Source organism: Brenneria roseae subsp. roseae (genome assembly GCF_003115845.1).
Classification (GTDB): domain Bacteria; phylum Pseudomonadota; class Gammaproteobacteria; order Enterobacterales; family Enterobacteriaceae; genus Brenneria; species Brenneria roseae.
Genome location: NZ_KZ819030.1, coordinates 65,229 through 86,146 on the forward strand (window position 1 = coordinate 65,229; position 20,918 = coordinate 86,146).

General features: G+C 51.5%; 18 protein-coding genes and 1 other annotated feature. Of the genes, 11 read left to right on the top strand and 7 right to left on the bottom strand.

The window, feature by feature from the left end:
- Positions 1–323 precede the first annotated feature (323 nt).
- The gene (locus DDT52_RS13325) at positions 324–1,943 is read left to right on the top strand and encodes an ATP-binding protein (RefSeq protein ID WP_136156781.1); all 1,620 of its coding nucleotides are present in this window, start codon (positions 324–326) and stop codon (positions 1,941–1,943) included.
- A gap of 29 nt (positions 1,944–1,972) precedes the next feature.
- On the top strand, positions 1,973–2,674 hold the full coding sequence (locus tag DDT52_RS13330; RefSeq protein WP_136156782.1) for a response regulator: 702 nt from the start codon (positions 1,973–1,975) through the stop codon (positions 2,672–2,674).
- A gap of 53 nt (positions 2,675–2,727) precedes the next feature.
- Here the strand turns inward: DDT52_RS13330 and DDT52_RS13335 are convergent, their stop codons facing one another.
- Positions 2,728–3,555 carry an SDR family oxidoreductase gene (locus DDT52_RS13335; protein ID WP_136156870.1) on the bottom strand — a complete coding sequence of 276 codons (828 nt, stop codon included), beginning with the start codon at positions 3,553–3,555 and terminating at the stop codon, positions 2,728–2,730.
- Between the two features lie 256 nt (positions 3,556–3,811).
- Positions 3,812–3,932 (top strand) — a sequence feature (His leader region).
- Positions 3,933–3,985: 53 nt separating this feature from the next.
- On the opposite strand from DDT52_RS13335, the gene hisG reads away from it, so the two are divergent.
- The 8 genes from hisG to hisIE are packed head-to-tail and all read left to right on the top strand — an operon-like array spanning position 3,986 to position 11,093.
- Positions 3,986–4,885, top strand: a complete 900-nt coding sequence (gene hisG, locus DDT52_RS13345) for an ATP phosphoribosyltransferase (RefSeq protein WP_136156783.1) — start codon at positions 3,986–3,988, stop codon at positions 4,883–4,885.
- 5 nt (positions 4,886–4,890) lie between these two features.
- Complete coding sequence (gene hisD, locus DDT52_RS13350) at positions 4,891–6,228, top strand: histidinol dehydrogenase (RefSeq protein ID WP_425591553.1); 1,338 nt, start codon at positions 4,891–4,893, stop codon at positions 6,226–6,228.
- Entirely contained in the window at positions 6,225–7,295 is a 1,071-nt protein-coding gene (hisC, locus tag DDT52_RS13355; RefSeq protein WP_136156785.1) for a histidinol-phosphate transaminase, read from the top strand. Before hisD ends, hisC begins: the two co-directional genes overlap by 4 nt.
- Positions 7,296–7,310: 15 nt before the next feature.
- A complete protein-coding gene (gene hisB, locus DDT52_RS13360) occupies positions 7,311–8,378 on the top strand; it encodes a bifunctional histidinol-phosphatase/imidazoleglycerol-phosphate dehydratase HisB (RefSeq protein WP_136156786.1) in 1,068 nt (355 codons plus the stop codon).
- Complete coding sequence (gene hisH, locus DDT52_RS13365) at positions 8,378–8,968, top strand: imidazole glycerol phosphate synthase subunit HisH (RefSeq protein ID WP_136156787.1); 591 nt, start codon at positions 8,378–8,380, stop codon at positions 8,966–8,968. Before hisB ends, hisH begins: the two co-directional genes overlap by 1 nt.
- A 6-nt stretch (positions 8,969–8,974) precedes the next feature.
- Positions 8,975–9,712, top strand: a complete 738-nt coding sequence (gene hisA, locus DDT52_RS13370; protein ID WP_136156788.1) for a 1-(5-phosphoribosyl)-5-[(5-phosphoribosylamino)methylideneamino]imidazole-4-carboxamide isomerase — start codon at positions 8,975–8,977, stop codon at positions 9,710–9,712.
- On the top strand, positions 9,694–10,470 hold the full coding sequence (gene hisF / locus DDT52_RS13375) for an imidazole glycerol phosphate synthase subunit HisF (protein ID WP_136156789.1): 777 nt from the start codon (positions 9,694–9,696) through the stop codon (positions 10,468–10,470). Before hisA ends, hisF begins: the two co-directional genes overlap by 19 nt.
- Entirely contained in the window at positions 10,464–11,093 is a 630-nt protein-coding gene (hisIE, locus tag DDT52_RS13380) for a bifunctional phosphoribosyl-AMP cyclohydrolase/phosphoribosyl-ATP diphosphatase HisIE (protein WP_136156790.1), read from the top strand. Before hisF ends, hisIE begins: the two co-directional genes overlap by 7 nt.
- Before the next feature lie 181 nt (positions 11,094–11,274).
- Here hisIE and DDT52_RS13385 read toward each other — a convergent pair whose 3' ends face one another.
- From DDT52_RS13385 to serC, 6 genes are all read right to left on the bottom strand, one after another.
- Positions 11,275–12,876: a methyl-accepting chemotaxis protein gene (locus DDT52_RS13385; protein ID WP_136156791.1), complete on the bottom strand. Its 1,602-nt coding sequence runs from the start codon at positions 12,874–12,876 to the stop codon at positions 11,275–11,277.
- A 294-nt stretch (positions 12,877–13,170) separates the two neighbouring features.
- Positions 13,171–13,455: an integration host factor subunit beta gene (gene ihfB, locus DDT52_RS13390; protein WP_109055537.1), complete on the bottom strand. Its 285-nt coding sequence runs from the start codon at positions 13,453–13,455 to the stop codon at positions 13,171–13,173.
- 88 nt (positions 13,456–13,543) lie between these two features.
- Positions 13,544–15,217, bottom strand: a complete 1,674-nt coding sequence (rpsA, locus tag DDT52_RS13395; protein ID WP_109055568.1) for a 30S ribosomal protein S1 — start codon at positions 15,215–15,217, stop codon at positions 13,544–13,546.
- A 119-nt stretch (positions 15,218–15,336) separates the two neighbouring features.
- A complete protein-coding gene (gene cmk, locus DDT52_RS13400; RefSeq protein ID WP_109055536.1) occupies positions 15,337–16,014 on the bottom strand; it encodes a (d)CMP kinase in 678 nt (225 codons plus the stop codon).
- A 173-nt stretch (positions 16,015–16,187) separates the two neighbouring features.
- Positions 16,188–17,477 (bottom strand): 3-phosphoshikimate 1-carboxyvinyltransferase, encoded by a 1,290-nt coding sequence (gene aroA / locus DDT52_RS13405; RefSeq protein ID WP_136156792.1) that lies wholly within the window; start codon positions 17,475–17,477, stop codon positions 16,188–16,190.
- 85 nt (positions 17,478–17,562) lie between these two features.
- Positions 17,563–18,648, bottom strand: coding sequence for a 3-phosphoserine/phosphohydroxythreonine transaminase (serC, locus tag DDT52_RS13410; protein WP_136156793.1), 1,086 nt, complete (start codon positions 18,646–18,648; stop codon positions 17,563–17,565).
- Positions 18,649–18,928: 280 nt separating this feature from the next.
- On the opposite strand from serC, the gene ycaO reads away from it, so the two are divergent.
- A complete protein-coding gene (gene ycaO / locus DDT52_RS13415) occupies positions 18,929–20,692 on the top strand; it encodes a 30S ribosomal protein S12 methylthiotransferase accessory factor YcaO (protein ID WP_136156794.1) in 1,764 nt (587 codons plus the stop codon).
- Positions 20,693–20,918 lie beyond the last annotated feature (226 nt).

The following is a 20,918-nucleotide window of genomic DNA, read 5'->3' on the forward strand; positions in this document are numbered from 1 at the left end:
CTTATGGTTTTTATGGGTTATATTAATAAAGACTTTACAAAACAAATAATTATGAATTTTTAACGAAAAATATAAATTTTATGGTTTATATGGGTTTTATGGTTTTTATTTCCTAAAAAGAATTATGTTGGTAAAAAGTAATTAAGTTGTTTATTAAAAAAGAATTTACGTTTAATTTTTTATAACGTAAAGCGACTGAAACAGCTAATAACAAAATTTAAACGTGGAATCGCTCACAAGTTTCTTTTTCCTTCTGCCTGGCTATTCTCATTCATGTTAAATTACCGGCTATTTTCAGCTAATCAGACGGACTGGCTTTTATCATGCCATTGAAAATTTCTTTTCATATCAAATTATTTATCTATTTGATTGTTTTTTTCTCTATATTGCTGACATTGGCCGGCGTCTATTACTACCATGATATTGATAAACAACTTTATTCCGAAATGGGCGCCCGGGCGCAGGTTCAGGCCCGGGAAATTGCCGTCATTCCTTCGCTGGTCGAGTCGGTGAGAAACCAGGATATCGATCAGATTGATACCCTCGTTCGTCAGTTGAAACAACGCAGCGATGCCAGCTATATCGTCATCGGCGATAGCCGGGGCCGACATCTCTTTCATTCGGAAGACAGCCGACAGATAGGCACCGCCATGGTCGGCGGGGATAATCCCGAGGTCCTGGCCGGGAAAAGTATTATCTCCGTTCGTCGTGGCGGAATTGGCATTTCTCTGCGCAGCAAAGCCCCGATTATGGATGGTGACAGAGTCATCGGCATTGTGTCGGTCGGCTATCTGAAAACGCACATCGATAACCTCACCTTCGCCAAACTGGCACGCATTTTACTGGTCATCCTTACCATGTTTGTTGCGCTGTTTATTTTTTCGTGGTGGTTCTCCCGTAACCTGAAAAAGCAGATGTTCGGTCTGGAACCTCATGAAATCCGCCTGTTGGTTCGACAACAGAAAGCCTTGCTGGAATCGATTTATGAAGGCGTGATTGCCATTGATAAGCAGCATCGGATTGCGGCAATCAATCATGCCGCCAAAGAAATTCTGACCCTCACCGAACCCTCTAACCGGCTGCGGGGCCGGCCGATTGAAGAGGTTATCAAACCCGTTCCCTTTTTCTCCGGCGAAGAGATGTGGATAAACGATACGCACGACGAAATTTGCCGTTTCAATCATGCCACGGTGATCGCCAGTCGCGTGCGCATCATGCTGGAGGATGAACTGCAAGGCTGGGTCATCAGCTTTCGGGGAAAAAATGATATTCACACCCTCAGCATGCAGCTCAGTCAGGTAAAACGGTATGCCAACAGCCTGCGGATTTTACGCCATGAGCAGTTGAACTGGACCGCCACACTCGCCGGGCTGTTGCATTTGAAACGCTATGATGAAGCGGTTCGTTACATCGAAGCACAGTCGGAAAGCGCTCAGGTGATACTGGACTTCATTTCCCGGCGTTTCTGTTCACCGGCACTGTGTGGATTGCTGCTGGGTAAATACGCGGCGGCCAGAGAAAAAGGCATTGAAATGATCTTCGATCCCCGCTGTCAGCTGACTCACATTCCTGCGGCGCTGAGTGAAACCGAACTGATGTCCATCATCGGGAACCTGCTGGACAACGCGGTGGAAGCCACGCTTGCGAATCAAACGCCGCACTATCCGATAGAAATTTATATTCACGACGGCGAGCAGGAATTGGTCATAGAAATCGCCGATCAGGGAACCGGGATCGATCCGGCCATCGCCGACAACGTATTCGAGCTGGGCGTTACCAGCAAAACGCAGGGCGATCACGGGTTGGGGCTGCATCTGGTCGCCAGCTATGTCAATCAGGCCCAGGGGTTTATTGAAGTCTCGGCCAATCAGCCGCAGGGCAGCGTATTTTCCATTTTTATACCTAAAAAATCTTCCGCCTATACCCACTGTATTTCAAGCTGATGGGTATGACACTAACAGGGATTCAGAGAATGATGCACACTGATAATTTCGATGTCTTAATCGTTGAAGATGAGAAAAGGCTGGCAAATATTCATGCTGAATTTATTGAAAAAAATTTCGGCTTACGCGTCGTTGGCATCGCCGCGACGCTGTCGGACGCCAAAAGATTACTGCAACAACATAAGCCCCGCCTGATTCTGCTGGATAATTATCTGCCGGACGGCGAAGGCGTTTCGCTCATTGAGAGCGAATGGCTCAAAGGGCTTAATTGCTCGGTGATTTTCATCACTGCCGCCAGCGATATGAACACCTGCGCCCAGGCAATCCGCTGTGGCGCGTTTGACTATATCATCAAACCCGTGTCCTACCCGCGGCTACGCTCATCGCTGGAGCGCTTTATTCAGTTTGTCAAAACCCAGCACACATACAAGTTTGTCGACCAGCAAAACGTCGATATTCTCTACCAGTTGCAATCCTCTGGATCAGCGGCGGGTTCTGTGGGCAAAGGCATCGAAGAGAATACGCTGGGCCTGATTCGGCAGATTTTTGTCAATGACGACGAAGACCTGCTCTATTCCGTGGATGATGTGGTAGCGAAAACCGGTTTAAGTAAAACGACCGCGCGTCGCTATCTGGAATATTGCGTGGAAAGCCACTTTCTCGATATCGAAATGCGCTATGGAAAGATTGGGCACCCTCGGCGGCTATACCGCAAAAAACCGACTGAATAACCGACACGCCCGGTCACTCTGGCGATCCCACGGTAATAAAATAGCCGATTGGGTTAATTCAGCGGCATCGTCATCGGGTCGGGGTATTGATATTCAAACCCGAGCTCATGACAAATGCGCTGTCCGTCAACCAGACGCCCCGGAGCATTATTGTCGTCCGCAACAAACTGCGGCGGGGGCAGATTTAATTTGCGAGCCTGATCGGGATAGTAGTCCCGTTTGGCAGGATGTTCCAGCGCACAAAGGTTATAAAGATGTCCGCCATGCGGTCGTTTCAGCAAGAGTTGAATGGCCGACATCACATCTTCCTGATGAACCAGATTCACGCCCTGAGAGCCGTCACGCAATCCCGTTTTCCCCGCCAGAAAACGCCCCGGATGACGCTCTCCGCCAACCAGTCCCGCCAGGCGCAGAATATCCACCGAAGTATCAGGCAAATGTTGCAACCATTGCTCAAGCGCTACCAGCACTTTACCTGCGGTAGTGACAGGGTTGAGCGGCGAGTTTTCTTTTACCGTCCCCGCAGTGCTGCCATAAACAGACGTTGAACTGGTAAAAATAATGCGAGGCACATGAAAAACGCGGGCCGTATTGACCAATTGCTGCACTGCCTGGGCATAACTTTCCCCGCCTTGCGCAGTCCGGCTGACCGGAAGCGTGATAATAAGCACATCCACTTGCAATAACGCACTCAGTTCATTGGCATCACACTTCAGTTCGGGAGTAAGCAGAAGCGGATAACATTCGATGCCGCTCAGCCGGGCGGCTTCCACGCCATCAATCGTCGTTTTACTGCCGACGACCTGATAGCCTTGCCCATTCAGCGCCAGTGCCAGCGGCATACCCAGCCAGCCTAATCCGATAATCGCCACTTTTTTCATCATTTGCTCTCCCAGATAAGGAATCCCCTAACTTGGGTCATCGAGAATGTATAGCCAAGATAGCTTTACTATAATATCGCTTCAGAAGGTAATGCTGATTTCTTTTTAATTTTTCCAAACATTCGCCCTTGCCGACCTTCCCCTATTCAGTAAAAAAGTGTTGCATACATACCCGCACATGGTTTAGGTTATCCGACAGGCAGTATTACACAGATATAACCAAGAGACATTTTATGACATGCGTTCTGTTTAACCACCATCATCACCATCATCCTGACTAGTCTTTCAGGCGATTGGTGCTGGAAGACGTTCAGATCTTCCAGTGGCGCAGAACGAAAAGAGAGCCCTCGGAAGATCACTTCCGAGGGCTTTTTTATTGGCCCACATTTTTGAAAATAAGTATTTAATTTGACAGGTTAATGAGGTTTCCATGCTGGATAAAACACGTTTACGGATAGCAATGCAAAAGTCAGGTCGTCTGAGTGACGATTCACGCGAACTGCTGGCACGTTGTGGTATTAAAATCAATTTACATCAACAACGTCTTATCGCTTTTGCTGAAAACATGCCGATCGATATTCTGCGCGTCCGCGATGATGATATCCCTGGTCTGGTCATGGATGGTGTTGTCGATTTAGGTATTATCGGTGAAAACGTGCTGGAAGAAGAACTGCTTAACCGCCGCGCCCAAGGCGAAGATCCGCGCTACTTTACGCTGCGTCGGCTGGATTTCGGGGGATGTCGTTTGTCTCTGGCCATGGCGCTGGACGAAGAATACACCGGACCGCAATGCCTGCAAAACAAACGTATTGCGACCTCCTACCCTCACCTGCTCAAGCAATATCTCGATCGTAAATCCATCAGTTTCAAATCCTGTCTGCTGAATGGCTCCGTTGAAGTCGCGCCACGCGCCGGATTGGCGGACGCCATCTGCGATCTGGTATCAACCGGTGCAACACTGGAAGCGAACGGCCTGCGCGAAGTCGAGGTTATCTACCGTTCCAAAGCCTGCCTGATTCAGCGCGATGGTGAAATGTCCGCCGATAAGCAGGAATTGATTGATAAATTGCTGACGCGTATGCAGGGCGTTATTCAGGCCCGCGAATCAAAATATATTATGCTGCATGCGCCAAGCGAGCGCCTGGACGACGTTATTTCATTATTACCGGGCGCCGAACGCCCCACCATTCTGCCGCTGGCCGGCGATCAAAGCCGCGTCGCCATGCACATGGTCAGTAGCGAAACTCTGTTCTGGGAAACCATGGAAAAACTCAAATCACTCGGCGCCAGCTCAATTCTGGTGTTGCCGATTGAAAAAATGATGGAGTAATGTCGATGCCCAACAACATGCCCAATACCAACACAACCGGCAGCTTCAATACGCTCATCGATTGGCAGAACTGCTCGGTTGCAGAACAACGCCAGCTGCTGACGCGCCCGGCTATCTCCGCATCAGACCGCATCACCAGTATCGTCAACGATATTCTGGCAAATGTGAAAAGCAGCGGTGACCGCGCATTACGCGAATATAGCGCGACCTTCGATAAAGTTCAGGTTGACGCTATCCGTGTTTCCAGAGAAGAAATCGCTGCCGCGTCAGCGCGTCTGAATGAAGAGGTAAAACAGGCAATGGCGGTGGCCGTGCGCAACATTGAAACCTTCCACAATGCGCAGAAACTCCCCACGGTTGACGTTGAAACTCAGCCCGGCGTGCGCTGCCAGCAGCTCACTCGCCCGATAGCCACCGTCGGTTTGTATATTCCGGGGGGGTCGGCCCCCCTGCCGTCAACGGTGCTTATGCTGGGTACGCCGGCGCGCATCGCCGGTTGCAAACGCGTCGTCTTATGTTCACCGCCGCCGATTGCCGATGAGATCCTGTATGCCGCTCAACTATGCGGAATTCAGGAAGTGTTCCAGCTCGGCGGCGCGCAAGCGATTGCCGCCATGGCTTTCGGCACGGAAAGCGTACCTAAAGTAGATAAAATATTTGGTCCTGGTAACGCCTATGTCACGGAAGCCAAACGTCAGGTCAGCCAACAACTTGATGGCGCGGCGATTGATATGCCCGCCGGTCCTTCAGAGGTGCTGGTGATCGCCGATAGCGGCGCCACACCGGCATTCGTGGCGGCCGATTTACTCTCTCAGGCCGAACACGGCCCGGACTCACAGGTTATCTTGCTGACGCCCGATGCGGCTATGGCCAAAGCCGTTGCCGACGCGGTAGAGCAACAGCTCACCCAGCTTTCACGCGCCGGGATTGCCCGTCAGGCATTATCCAGCAGTCGCGTTATTGTCGCCCGCGATTTGGCGCAATGTATTGAAATCAGTAACCAATATGGTCCTGAACATTTGATTATCCAGACGCGTAACGCGGAGTCGCTGGTCGATAGCATTACCAGCGCGGGTTCCGTATTTCTGGGGGACTGGTCGCCTGAATCTGCGGGCGACTATGCGTCAGGCACCAACCACGTGTTGCCGACCTACGGTTACACGTCGACCTATTCCAGTCTGGGACTGGCTGACTTCCAGAAGCGTATGACGGTGCAACAGTTGACCCCGCAAGGCTTGCTGCAACTGGCGCCGACCATTGAGACGCTGGCACAGGCTGAACAACTTACCGCACATAAAAATGCCGTCACTCTCCGTGTCGCCGCGCTGAAGGAGCAAGCATGAGTATTGAAGAACTGGCGCGCGCCAATGTTCGCGCCCTGACGCCTTACCAGTCGGCGCGCCGTTTGGGAGGCAATGGCGATGTCTGGTTGAATGCCAACGAGTACCCGGAGGCTCCGGAATTTCAACTGACGTTGCAGACGCTGAATCGCTACCCTGAGTGTCAGCCGGCGACCGTGATAAACCGCTATGCGGAATATGCCGGCGTGCAGCCGGAGCAAGTTTTGGTCAGCCGCGGCGCGGATGAAGGGATTGAGCTGCTGATTCGCGCGTTCTGCGAACCCGGCAAAGATGCCATTATGTTCTGCCCGCCGACCTACGGCATGTATGCCGTCAGTGCGGAGACGTTTGGCGTTGAGCGCCGCACCGTCGACAGCAAACCGGACTGGCGGTTGGATCTGGACGCCATTGCCGCACAGCTGGACGGCGTTAAAGTCATCTATGTTTGCAGCCCGAACAATCCGACCGGCAATCTGATCCCCCAGGATGAATTACGTCAACTGCTCGCGCTGGCGCAGGGTAAAGCCCTGGTGGTTATTGATGAGGCCTATATCGAATTCAGCCCTCAGGCGACAACCGTCGGCTGGCTGGAAGCGTACCCGCATCTGGTTATTCTGCGTACCTTATCAAAAGCCTTTTCTCTTGCCGGTCTGCGCTGCGGTTTTACGCTGGCTAACGCCGATCTCATTCAGTTACTGCTGAAGGTGATCGCCCCTTACCCGCTGTCTACGCCGGTCGCCGATATCGCTGCACAGGCACTGAGTCAGAAGGGGATCGCCAAAATGAAAGCGCAGGTGGCGGAAATCACTGAGAACCGGGCATGGTTCAGTCAGGCCCTGGAAAACATCGCCTGCGTTGAAAAAGTTTATCCCAGCGAAAGTAATTATCTGCTGGTTCGCTTTACCGCCGCGCCCTCTGTGTTTAAAACGCTGTGGGATCAGGGCATTATCCTGCGAGATCAAAATAAGCAACCCGGACTTGCCGGTTGCTTGCGCATTACTATCGGCAACCGTTATGAATGTGAGCGCGTGCTCGACGCGTTACAATCATTACCGGGCATCAACGCTTAATCCTAAGGAGCCAATGTGAGCCAGAAATACCTCTTTATTGACCGTGACGGAACATTGATTGCTGAACCTCCTGAGGATTTTCAGGTTGACCGACTGGATAAACTGGCACTTGAACCCGACGTGATCCCATCGCTGCTGGCGCTGCAAAAAGCGGGCTATACGCTGGTGATGATCACCAATCAGGATGGTCTGGGAACCGCCAGTTTTCCGCAGGAAACCTTCGATCCGCCGCACAATCTCATGATGCAGATTCTGACTTCTCAAGGTATTCATTTTGAGGAAATTCTGATTTGCCCTCACCTGCCGGCCGACAATTGCGAGTGCCGTAAACCCAAAACCGCGTTGGTGACGAAATATCTGCAAGATGGCGTGATGGACCTCACTCACAGCTATGTCATCGGGGATCGGGAAACCGATTTGCAACTGGCGCAAAACATGGGCATTACCGGATTACGGTATCAGCGTGAAACCCTGAACTGGCAGGAAATCACCCGCCAGTTGACGAAACGCGAGCGTCAGGCGCATGTTACCCGCGTGACGCGTGAAACGGCCATCGACGTTAACGTCTGGCTGGATCAGGAAGGCAACAGCAAAATCAATACCGGTGTCGGCTTTTTCGACCACATGCTGGATCAAATCGCCACCCACGGCGGTTTCCGTATGCAAATCGACGTCAAAGGCGATCTGTATATTGACGATCACCACACCGTAGAAGATACCGGACTCGCACTGGGTGAAGCGTTGAACAAGGCGCTGGGAGACAAACGCGGTATCGGTCGTTTTGGTTTCGTGCTGCCGATGGATGAATGTCTGGCGCGCTGCGCGCTGGATATCTCCGGGCGTCCGCATCTGGAATACAAAGCCGAGTTCAGCTACCAGCGCGTGGGCGATTTAAGCACGGAAATGGTAGAACACTTTTTCCGCTCACTGTCCTATGCCATGGGGTGTACTCTGCACCTGAAAACCAAAGGACGTAACGATCACCACCGGGTAGAGAGTCTGTTCAAAGTCTTTGGCCGGGCGCTGCGCCAGGCTATCCGCGTAGAAGGCGATACGCTGCCGAGTTCTAAAGGGGTGCTGTAATGAAGGTCGTCATTCTGGATACCGGTTGCGCCAACCTCTCTTCGGTTACCTATGCCGTGCAACGTCTGGGCTACCATCCGATTGTCAGCCGTGAAGCCGAAATTGTGCTGCATGCCGATAAATTGTTTCTGCCCGGTGTAGGCACCGCGCAGGCGGCCATGAACCAGTTGGCTGAACGCAATCTGATCGACCTCATCAAAGCCTGTACCCAACCGGTACTCGGTATTTGTCTGGGTATGCAGTTGCTCGGTACCTCCAGCGATGAAAACGGCGGTATTCAAACGCTGGGCATCGTTGATGCACCCGTGAAACTCATGCTCGATCATGGGCTGCCGTTACCACATATGGGCTGGAATCAGGTGACCCCGCAGGCCGGACATCGCTTATTCCGCGATATCGACGACGGCGCCTATTTCTATTTCGTACACAGCTACGCCATGCCGGTCTGCGCCAATACCATTGCCCAGACCCTCTATGGCGAAGCGTTTACCGCGGCGGTGGAAAAAGACAACTTCTTTGGCGTCCAATTCCACCCTGAACGCTCTGGCGCCGCCGGCGCTCAGTTGCTGAAAAATTTTCTGGAGATGTAAATCGTCATGATTATTCCCGCATTGGATCTGATTGACGGACAGGTTGTCCGTTTACATCAGGGCGATTATGGTCAACAGCGTCAGTACGGCAGCGATCCGTTGCCTCGGTTACAGGATTATCAGCAGCAAGGCGCGCAGGTTTTACATCTGGTTGACCTGACCGGCGCCAAAGACCCTGCCGCACGCCAGATCCCTCTGCTCAAAAAACTGTTGTCGGGCGTCGATGTCCCGGTACAGGTGGGTGGCGGTATCCGTAATGAACAAGACGTTGAAGCGTTGCTGGAAGCCGGCGCCCGCCGTGTGGTGATCGGTTCCACCGCCGTCAAAGAGCCGGCCCGCGTACAGCAGTGGTTCACCCGCTATGGCGCCGAAGCGCTGGTTCTCGCATTGGATGTTCGTATTGATGCCGATGGCGTCAGGCAGGTGGCGATCAGCGGATGGCAGGAAAATTCCAATGCGACGCTTGAGCAAATCGTCGAGCAATATCTGCCCTTCGGATTGAAGCATGTGCTGTGCACCGATATTTCCCGCGACGGCACGCTAAGCGGCTCGAATGTCGAGCTTTATCGTGAAATCAGCCAACGCTACCCGCAAGTCGCCTTCCAGGCTTCCGGCGGCATCGGCAACCTGACTGACATCGCCAATCTGCGCACCAGCGGCGTTCAGGGCGTCATCGTCGGACGTGCGCTGCTGGAAGGTAAATTTAACGTAGCGGAGGCTATTTCATGCTGGCAAAACGGATAATCCCTTGTCTGGACGTGCGTAACGGGCAGGTTGTTAAAGGCGTACAGTTTCGCAATCACGAAATCATCGGCGATATCGTACCGCTGGCGCAGCGTTATGCTCAGGAAGGCGCTGACGAACTGGTATTTTACGATATCACCGCGTCATCTGACGGCCGCGTTGTCGATAAGAGCTGGGTATCCCGCGTAGCGGAAGTTATCGATATCCCTTTCTGTGTCGCTGGCGGAATTAAAAGCGTCGAAGAAGCAGGACAAATTCTCTCTTTCGGCGCGGATAAAATCTCCATCAATTCGCCTGCGCTGGCCGATCCTGAATTAATAACCCGGCTGGCCGATCGTTACGGTGTACAGTGTATCGTTGTCGGCATTGATACCTGGCATGATGCGGCCACTGACCGATATCACGTCAATCAATACACGGGCGATGAAGCACGGACCAAAGTCACGACCTGGGAAACGCTGGACTGGGTTGAAGAAGTGCAAAAGCGTGGCGCAGGTGAAATTGTCCTGAACATGATGAATCAGGATGGGGTGCGCAATGGGTATGATTTGCACCAGTTAAATCTGGTACGTCGCGTTTGCCACGTCCCGCTCATCGCTTCCGGCGGTGCGGGTACCATGGCGCATTTTCTGGATGCGTTCCAGACGGCTCACGTTGACGGCGCACTGGCTGCATCAGTGTTTCATAAGCAGATCATTAATATTGGTGAGCTGAAACAATATCTTAAACAACAAGGCGTGGAGATTCGGGTGTGTTAAGTGACGAACCTTTTTTAAACGACGAACAAAGAAACCAACTTGATTGGGAAAAAACGGATGGAATGCTGCCTGTAGTGGTGCAACATGCCGTTTCCGGTGAAGTATTGATGTTGGGATATATGAATCAGGACGCGCTGAAAGCGACCGAAGAAAGCGGTAAAGTGACGTTCTTTTCACGAACCAAACAGCGGTTATGGACAAAAGGCGAATCTTCCGGTCATTTTCTGAACGTGGTTTCCATCACGCCCGACTGTGATAACGATACCCTGCTGATTCTGGCCAATCCCATCGGGCCTACCTGTCATCTGGGCAACAGCAGCTGTTTCTCACCTGCCGCCAGCGACTGGGCATTCCTCTATCAGTTGGAGCAGCTCATTGCCGAGCGCAAACACGCCGATCCAACCAGCTCTTACACCGCTCGTCTCTATGCCAGCGGCACCAAGCGTATTGCGCAAAAAGTCGGCGAGGAAGGTCTGGAAACGGCGCTGGCTGCTACCGTGCACGATCGCGAAGAGTTGACCAATGAAGCGGCCGACCTTATGTACCACCTGCTGGTTCTGTTGCAGGATCAAGATTTATCGCTTGCCGCCATCATTAACCGTTTACGTGAACGGCATAAATAACAGGCTGTCGTCGTCGATTGGCTCTGGATCTGTATGGGGTATTTTCGGCATTCGGCGCCGGTGGGACAGATGTTGAATCCCCCGACGCCGACAGCATAGCGCTTTTCCTCGTAATATCTCTCTTACCGTCTCTTCCTGTGATGGTGTGAAAGAGCCGCTAGGGGGAAAAGCTTTTCATTCGCTAATGTTGTTGCCCAATCGCGATCGCCGGTGGTAAAGCAGTCTGATCGTCAAGCTTAAAGGCGGCCATTGCCATCACCAGTTGCCGGGACTGCTCTTCAAGAGAGCGCGTCGCCGTCGCGGACTCTTCCACCAGAGCGGCATTCTGTTGCGCCACCTCCTCCATCTGGTTTACCGCGACGTTAATCTGATCTATACCATGGCTTTGTTCCTGAGATGAATGGGAAATTTCCTTCATCAATACGTTGACGTTAAGGATTTGTTCCGCGATGGTGGACATGGTTTCGCTGGCCCGGGAAGCCAGATGAGTACCTTCACTGACGCGCAAATTGGAATCGCTAATCAGTGCATGAATCTCTTTCGCTGCCTGCGCACTGCGCTGAGCCAACGTCCGCACCTCGTTGGCCACCACGGCAAAACCCCGTCCCTGTTCTCCCGCACGGGCGGCCTCAACTGCCGCATTCAGAGCGAGGATATTGGTCTGAAAAGCAATGCCGTCAATGACGCCAAGAATACCGGCAATGCTGTTCGCGCTACGAGATATCTCCTGCATTTTGTCCATTACATCACGTACCACAGTACTACCCTGATTCGCTATATCAGCCACGTTCTCCGTCAGTTCATGCCCTTGCTGCGCGTTGTCCGCATTATGTTTAACCGTTGCGGTCAACTGTTCCATACTGGCGGCAGTCTGTTCCAGCGAAGAAGCGGATACTTCAGTTCGGCGCGATAGATCGTCGTTTCCCAGGGCTAATTCACGGCTACCCACGTCAATTTGCAGACAGGCATCGCGCACATGAGAAACGGAAGTAACCAGCGATTGCCGCATCGCTTGCAGAGCGGCATTTAACCGCCCAAACTCGTTGTTACCAGCGGGAGGCAGCGCCTGTGTCAGGTCGCCAGATGAGACAAACTCCAAATGGTGAATCGCGGTATTGAGCGGATTAAGCAGCATTTTTCTCAGCACCACCCAAGAAAAAATGATCAGCAGCACGACCAACAGGCAGCAGAAACCAATAAGCATAATCATTTGCTTTCGATCATTGCCGGCCTGAGTCACCTGTTCAATACCCATTTGCTGTGCATAATCGAAAAATGCTTTATTCGCCTTATCAAACTCGGTTCCCAGCGGTCGCAGCTGGTTCTCAATCAAATGATAATACGTCTGGGCATCCTGCCGGTTCAGCGCTTCCAGCATAGGGGCAATTCCCTGCTCATAATAATTCTGGTAGGCCTGGTTAATCTCATTCGCCAGTATTTCTCCTTGCCCCCTCCCTTTGGTTGCCGTAAAAAAACGCTGCAAATCCTCTTTCGCCGCGTTGGAATACTGAGCGGCCCGCCCCGCGGCCGCGGCCGCCTCCTCCGGCCGATCCGTCTCCATAGCGCGCACGGCAAGCGAAGCGACGACACGAATACGCTGCATGTTAGTATTGCTGCTGGACAGATTTCCTAATTCAATCCCCTGAATCAGATTCACCGAATTGAGAGAATGGTAGCTTTTGTTAATAGCAATAATTCCCATCCCGCTAACACACAGTAATAACGAAGCCATAAGGGCTAATAAAAACAGTAACCCGGTACGAATAGATATTTTTTTTAACATAATAGCACCTGTTTAGATCTGTTTAGATGTGGACTTACTCAAGGAGGGGGTTAGCAAGATCATCGACGAAATAGGGAATAACTTTAGTTTAATAATTACAAATGAATAACCTGCGGGGATTAGGGATTAGGGATTAGGGATTAGGGCAAGTTAACGCGCGCTTATTGCCTATACCAGAAAATAGGATCGTCAGATTTGGATGCACCCAAGATACCGTGCCGCCAATGCAAAAAAATGGCGCCTTTTCAGGCACCATTCTATAAACCATCTTGCAAGCAATACTACAGATAAAAATTAACCGTAGATATTGGCGCGGTCGCGCAATTCTTTACCTGGTTTAAAGTGAGGGACGTACTTACCTTCCAACTCAACTTTTTCGCCCGTCTTAGGATTACGGCCAACGCGCGGTGCACGGTAGTGAAGTGAAAAACTGCCGAACCCACGGATCTCAATACGATCACCTTCAGCCAGCGTAGTGGCCATCTGTTCGAGCATCTCTTTCACTGCATCCTCAACCGCTTTGGCTGGGATATGAGATTGCTGTCCAGCAAGTCTTTCAATAAGTTCAGACTTGGTCATAGTTCCTCCAAGTGCATGGTTATGAATAACCACGATAACTTACTACCGCTCCAAGAATGAGCAACCGAAGTCGCTCACTCCACCGTTATTACTCGCCTTTTGCTGCCTTGAACGCTTCAGCCATAGCGCTAGAGAAATTGCCTTCTTCCTGCTTGTTGTTCACAGTCGCGATAGCATCTTTCTCGTCAGCTTCGTCTTTAGCACGAACAGACAGGCTGACAACGCGGTTCTTGCGATCAACACCGGTATATTTCGCTTCAACGCTGTCACCAACGTTCAGCACCAGAGTTGCATCTTCAACGCGGTCGCGTGAAGCTTCAGAAGCGCGCAGGTAGCCTTCAACGCCGTCAGCTAATTCAACTGTAGCACCTTTGGCGTCAACTGCGGTAACTTTACCAGTAACAATAGCACCTTTCTTGTTTACAGACAGGTAGTTATTGAACGGGTCTTCAGCCAGTTGTTTCACACCCAGGGAGATACGTTCGCGCTCAGCATCAACCTGCAGTACAACCGCGGCGATTTCGTCACCTTTCTTGTATTCGCGAACGGCTTCTTCGCCAGCCACGTTCCAGGAGATGTCGGACAGGTGAACCAGACCGTCGATGCCGCCATCCAGACCGATGAAGATACCGAAATCAGTAATGGACTTGATCTTACCTTCAACGCGGTCGCCTTTGTTGTGGGTTTCAGCGAATTGCTGCCACGGATTGGCTTTGCATTGTTTCAGACCCAGAGAAATACGACGACGTTCTTCGTCGATATCCAGCACCATCACTTCCACTACGTCGCCAACGTTGACAACTTTGGACGGATGGATGTTTTTGTTGGTCCAATCCATTTCGGATACGTGTACCAGACCTTCAACGCCCTCTTCGATTTCAACGAAGCAGCCGTAGTCAGTCAGGTTGGTCACGCGGCCAGTCAGACGAGTGCTTTCCGGGTAACGCTTAGCGATAGCGACCCATGGATCTTCGCCCAGCTGTTTCAGCCCCAGAGACACACGAGTACGCTCACGGTCGAATTTCAGCACTTTAACCGTGATTTCGTCGCCCACATTGACGATTTCGCTCGGATGTTTAACACGTTTCCAAGCCATATCAGTGATATGCAGCAGGCCGTCAACGCCACCCAGATCAACGAATGCACCGTAGTCGGTAAGGTTCTTGACGATACCTTTAACTTCCATGCCTTCCTGCAGGTTTTCCAGCAGTTGATCGCGTTCAGCGCTGTTTTCAGATTCAATAACTGCACGGCGGGAAACAACAACGTTGTTGCGTTTCTGATCCAGCTTGATAACTTTGAACTCAAGCTCTTTGCCTTCCAGATGCAGCGTGTCACGTACCGGACGAACGTCTACCAGAGAACCAGGCAGGAACGCGCGAATGCCGTTCAGCTCAACAGTGAAACCACCCTTGACTTTACCGTTGATAACACCGGTAACCGTTGCAGCTTCTTCGTAAGCTTTTTCCAGCATCAGCCATGCTTCATGACGTTTAGCTTTCTCACGAGACAACAGCGTTTCACCGAAGCCGTCTTCAACAGCGTCCAGCGCTACGTCTACTTCATCGCCAACCTGAATTTCCAGTTCGCCCTGTGCGTTTTTGAATTGCTCTACCGGAATGGCGGATTCAGATTTCAGACCGGCGTCAACCAGTACGACATCTTTATCAATAGCAACAACAACACCACGAACGATGGAACCAGGACGGGTTTCGATTTCTTTCAGGGATTCTTCAAAGAGTTGAGCAAAAGATTCAGTCATGTTGATAATCTTAGGAGTCTTCAATTTAACGTCCATCTGGCATCCTGCTCGATGGGGTTGTTTAACATGCCCCGCTGTGCGTCCTTACAGCGAGGTAAAAATTCGGTTACATGCGATCGTTACGCTAAAACTTCACGGGCATAAGCCAGTGCGCGCGCAATCACTTCATCAATGGTCATTCCCGTCGAATCCAGCACCAGTGCATCAGCAGCGGGCACTAAAGGCGCGACGGCCCGATTACGGTCACGGTCATCCCGTTCCCTTATCTCGGATAAAAGACGTTCAAAGTTAACACTAAAGCCCTTCTCCTGCAACTGTAGCATGCGTCGTTGCGCGCGTTCTTCTGCGCTTGCATCCAGGAAGATCTTCACCGGGGCGTCCGGAAACACGACGGTTCCCATGTCGCGGCCATCGGCAATCAGCCCTGGCGCTTCGCGAAAAGCTCGCTGCCGACGCAATAACGCTTCACGAACCCGGGGGAACGCCGCGGCCTGGGAGGCCGTATTACCTACTGTTTCAGTTCGGATTTCATTGCTGACATCCTCACCTTCTAAAATCACTTTCAGCAGCCCGTCTTCTGAAATGAAGCGGACATCCAGATGAGAAGCCAATGGAACCAGCGCTTCTTCCGAACCAATATCCACCTGATGGTGTAAAGCAGCCAGGGCCAGAACACGATAAATCGCGCCCGAATCCAGTAAATTCCACTGTAAAGCTTCTGCCAGCGCTTTGCACAACGTACCTTTACCTGCGCCACTCGGTCCGTCAACCGTAATCACCGGTGCAGTCACCGCCATCTTTCTCTCCTTTACACTGGGAAATCCCGTTGATGCCGTTTTAGACATTACGGTGCTTCATTATACGCATCAATGACGAGAAAGGTTATATCGACGGGAAAAATAAGACGGTGCCTGATCGTGTCGGAACGGACATTCGGAAAGAATCAGGCCCGATTTCCGGACCTGTTTTATTATGGCTGTACGCTTAGGCGAGCCAGTTGTTCAAAATAGTCCGGGAACGTCTTGGCCGTGCATTTTGGATCAAGAATGGTGACCGGCGTATCAGACAGGGCAATCAGAGAAAAGCACATGGCCATCCGGTGATCGTTATAGGTGCCGATTTCCGCAAACTTCAGCGCGGCTGGCGGCGTGACGCGAATATAATCCTCACCCTCTTCAACCTCGGCGCCGACTTTACGCAATTCAACCGCCATGGCGGTCAGGCGATCGGTCTCTTTAACCCGCCAGTTGTATATATTGCGCAGCGTCGTGGTTCCGCCCTGAGCAAATAACGCCGTGGTCGCGATGGTCATGGCGGCATCCGGGATATGGTTCATATCCATATCAATGGCATGGAGTTCGCCACGCTGGCATTCGATATAGTCATCCCCCCAGCGGATCTGCGCGCCCATTTTTTCCAGCACATCGGCAAAACGGATATCCCCCTGCACACTCCCGCGGCCTACGCCGGTGACACGCACAGTTCCCCCTTTAATTGCCGCGGCGGCCAGAAAATAAGACGCAGAAGAAGCATCGCCTTCCACCAGATAATCCCCCGGAGAACGGTATTGCTGGCGGCCGGTCACCGAGAACCGCTGGTAGTTCTCATTACGTACGTCAATGCCGAACGTTTTCATCATGTGCAACGTGATATCGATATACGGCCTGGAAACCAGATCGCCCTGAATGCTGATCTGTGTGTCTTGTGCCGCCAGTGGCGCCATCATCAGAAGTGCGGTGAGAAACTGGCTGGAAACACTGCCATCAACGCTGATTTCGCCGCCACGGAAGCCGCCGCGCAAACGCAGGGGCGGATAATTTTCCTGTTCGAGATAATCAATTTTCGCGCCGCCCTGACGTAGCGCATCAACCAGATGCCCAATCGGACGTTCTTTCATCCGCGGCTCACCCGTCAGCACGATATCGCCTTCGCTCAGGCAAAGGGCCGCCGCCAATGGGCGCATCGCCGTTCCGGCATTCCCCAGAAACAGTTCGGTAGGTTGGGAAGCTTTCAATACGCCGGCCAGACCGGTAATTTCACACTGCGTGCGATCGGCAGAAAGCTGATAGTCCACACCCAGTGCTTTCAACGCATTCAGCATGTGGCGAACATCGTCGCTATCCAGCAGGTTGGTCAGCCGGGTTGTTCCTTCAGACAGGGCGGCCAGTAAAAGCGCGCGATTTGATACGCTTTTTGAGCCGGGGAGGTTAAGCGTGCCGTTAATCAGTTTAATAGGCTGTAGAGTCAGGGATTCCTGCATGTGAAACATATTCTCCAATCGTGAACACAAAAACCCCGGTTTAGCCGGGGTTTTCAAAAAGCAGGCGTTGGACGCCATTAGACCATTAACCGTGGCGACGCTCAAAGTCAGCCATGAAATCGGTCAGTGCTTTGACGCCTTCAATTGGCATTGCGTTGTAGATGGAGGCGCGCATACCACCCACCACACGGTGTCCTTTCAGCGCGTGTAGCCCCGCAGTCTGGGCCTCCTCAAGGAACACTTTATCCAGCGCGGCATCGGCCAGCAGGAACGGCACGTTCATACGGGAGCGGTTGGCTGCTGCGACATCATTACGATAGAAGTTACTGTTATCAATGGCGCCGTAAAGCAGATTCGCCTTATCCTTATTGCGTTTTTCCATTTCCACCAGGCCGCCATGCTCTTTCAGCCATTTGAAGACCATGCCAGAAAGATACCAGGCAAATGTCGGCGGGGTGTTAAACATGGAAGCATTATCAGCCAGAATCTGATAATTGAGGATAGAAGGCAATTCACGACGCGCTTTGCCCAGCAAATCGTCACGCACGATGACCAGCGTCAACCCCGCCGGACCAATGTTCTTCTGCGCCCCTGCGTAGATAACGCCATAACGACTGACATCAATAGGACGAGACAGGATACTGGATGAATAGTCCGCCACGACAATCTTGTCGCCGAAGTCTGGCATTTCTTCAATCGCCACACCGTCAATGGTTTCATTCGGGCAATAGTGCACGAAAGCGGCATCATCAGATAATTGCCATTCGCTCATCGGCTTCACGCCGCGCAAGTCGTCCACGCGGGTTTTTACATCAACGATATTGGGAGTACAGTATTTTTCTGCTTCATTGATCGCGCTGTGCGCCCAGTAACCACCGTCGATGTAATCTGCGTGAGATTTATCCCCCAGCAGATTGAGCGGAACGGCAGCGAACTGCGCCCGGGCTCCGCCGTGACAAAACAGGACTTTATAGTTGGAGGGGATTTTCAGCAGATCGCGCAGATCTTGTTCGGATTCAACCGCAACCTGCATAAATTCTTTACTACGGTGGCTGATTTCCATTACCGATGTACCCAGCCCATGCCAGTTACATAATTCCTGTTCAGCCCGACGTAATACTTCAACCGGCAGCATCGCTGGACCGGCGCTAAAATTAAAAACCTGAGTCATTTCCCCTCACCACATCTGAAAAATAGCGACTGTTTTATCACAACACGCTGGTTATAAACACAACGCGCTAGACGCACTGTTTTACCCTGCTATCGGTTTTATCACTCGTCACTCGCGGCTGCAACGCTTATTGCTCTCTATCATACAAAACACGTTGGCAAACAAAACGCCATGTCACCGGGCAAACACTCTCTGTTATCAAAGTGTTTAGAATAAATAGAGTCCGAGTTAAAAAGCCCGTATCATGCTCCTCCTGTTAATACATAACTAAGTGGAAACCATGACCCAAACATTTATCCCAGGAAAAGACGCCGCCCTGGAAGACTCCATCGCCCGTTTTCAACAACAACTCCAAGACCTGGGGTTCAACATCGAAGAAGCCTCATGGCTGAATCCGGTGCCAAATGTCTGGTCCGTGCATATTCGCGATCGTGAATGCCCGCTGTGTTTTACCAATGGCAAAGGCGCCAGCAAGAAAGCCGCACTGGCTTCGGCGTTAGGGGAATACTTCGAGCGGCTGTCGACCAACTATTTTTTTGCCGATTTCTACCTGGGCAAAACCATTGCGAATGGTGAATTCGTTCATTATCCAAATGAAAAATGGTTCCCGATCCCTGCGGATGATTCGCTGCCTGAAGGTATTCTGGATGCCCGCCTGCGTGAGTTCTACGATCCGGAACAAGAGCTGAACGCCAGTAACCTGATCGACCTGCAATCCGGCAACGACGCGCGCGGCATTTGCGCCCTGCCGTTTACTCGTCAGTCCGATCAGCAAATCGTTTATATTCCGATGAACATCATCGGCAATCTTTATGTTTCCAACGGTATGTCGGCAGGAAACACCGCCAATGAAGCCCGCGTTCAGGGACTATCAGAGGTTTTTGAGCGCAGTATTAAAAACCGTATCATTGCCGAATCCATTAGCCTGCCGGAAATTCCGCAAGACGTATTGAACCGCTACCCGGGCGTCGTGGAAGCGATTGCCACGCTGGAAAAAGAAGGCTTCCCGATTTTCGCTTACGATGCATCGCTGGGTGGAAAATATCCGGTTATTTGCGTTGTACTATTTAACCCGGCCAACGGCACCTGTTTCGCCTCGTTCGGGGCGCATCCTGATTTTGGCGTCGCGCTTGAGCGTACCGTGACCGAACTGTTACAAGGGCGCGGTCTGAAAGATCTGGACGTTTTCACTCCACCGACATTCGACGACGACGAAGTCGCCGAACACGCGAATCTGGAAACCCACTTTATCGACTCAAGCGGTCTGATTTCCTGGGATATGTTCAAAAACCAGGCCGACTATGCGTTCGTCGACTGGAGTTTCAGCGGCACCACCGAAGAAGAATTTGCCATACTGATGGCCATTTTCCAGCAGGAAGATAAAGAAGTTTACATCGCTGACTATGAACATCTGTCCGTTTACGCTTGTCGCATACTGGTTCCCGGTATGTCAGATATTTATCCTGCCGAAGATCTGCTGTTAGCGAACAACAGCATGGGGGCACACCTGCGCGAAACGCTGCTTGCCCTGCCTGACAGCCAATGGGAAAAAGAAGCATATCTGGCGTTGATCCAGCAACTGGATGACGAAGGCTTTGATGACTTCACCCGTGTGCGCGAGCTATTGGGTATTGCAACCGGCAAGGATAACGGCTGGTTCACGCTGCGTGTCGGTGAGCTGAAAGCGATGCTGGCACTGGCAGGCGGCGATCTGGAGCAGGCATTAATCTGGACCGAATGGACACAGGATTTCAACGATTCTGTCTTTACAGCACCACGCAGCAATTATTATCGTTGCCTGCAAACACTCTTGCTTTTGGCGATGGAACCTGAGCGCGACTCCGCCGAATATTATGATGCTTTTGTCAAAATGTACGGACGCGAAACGGTCGATGCCGCCAGTGCCGCCATCAATGGCGAGCAAAGTTTCTACGGCCTTTTCGCCGTGGATGATGGCTTCACTACATTGCCCGCCCACCGGTCTCTGCTGGCCGCTTACGAGAAGCTGCAACAGGCGAAACGCCGGTATTGGCAGAGCAAATAATGCGGCTATTTGCCGGTGGACAATAACAAAGGCAGCAGAGAAAACAGCATTCCACGCTGTTATTTAACCTTGCCATAATTTATCAAAAAGACTTAAATAGCCCTTATTTTACAAGGGCTATTTTTATTGATGAAAAGTATTTTTCTGACAGTAAGACACATAAAAGACATATTGTTATTAAACGGTAAATATTTAATTAAATTACATCAACCAGACGGTACTTAAA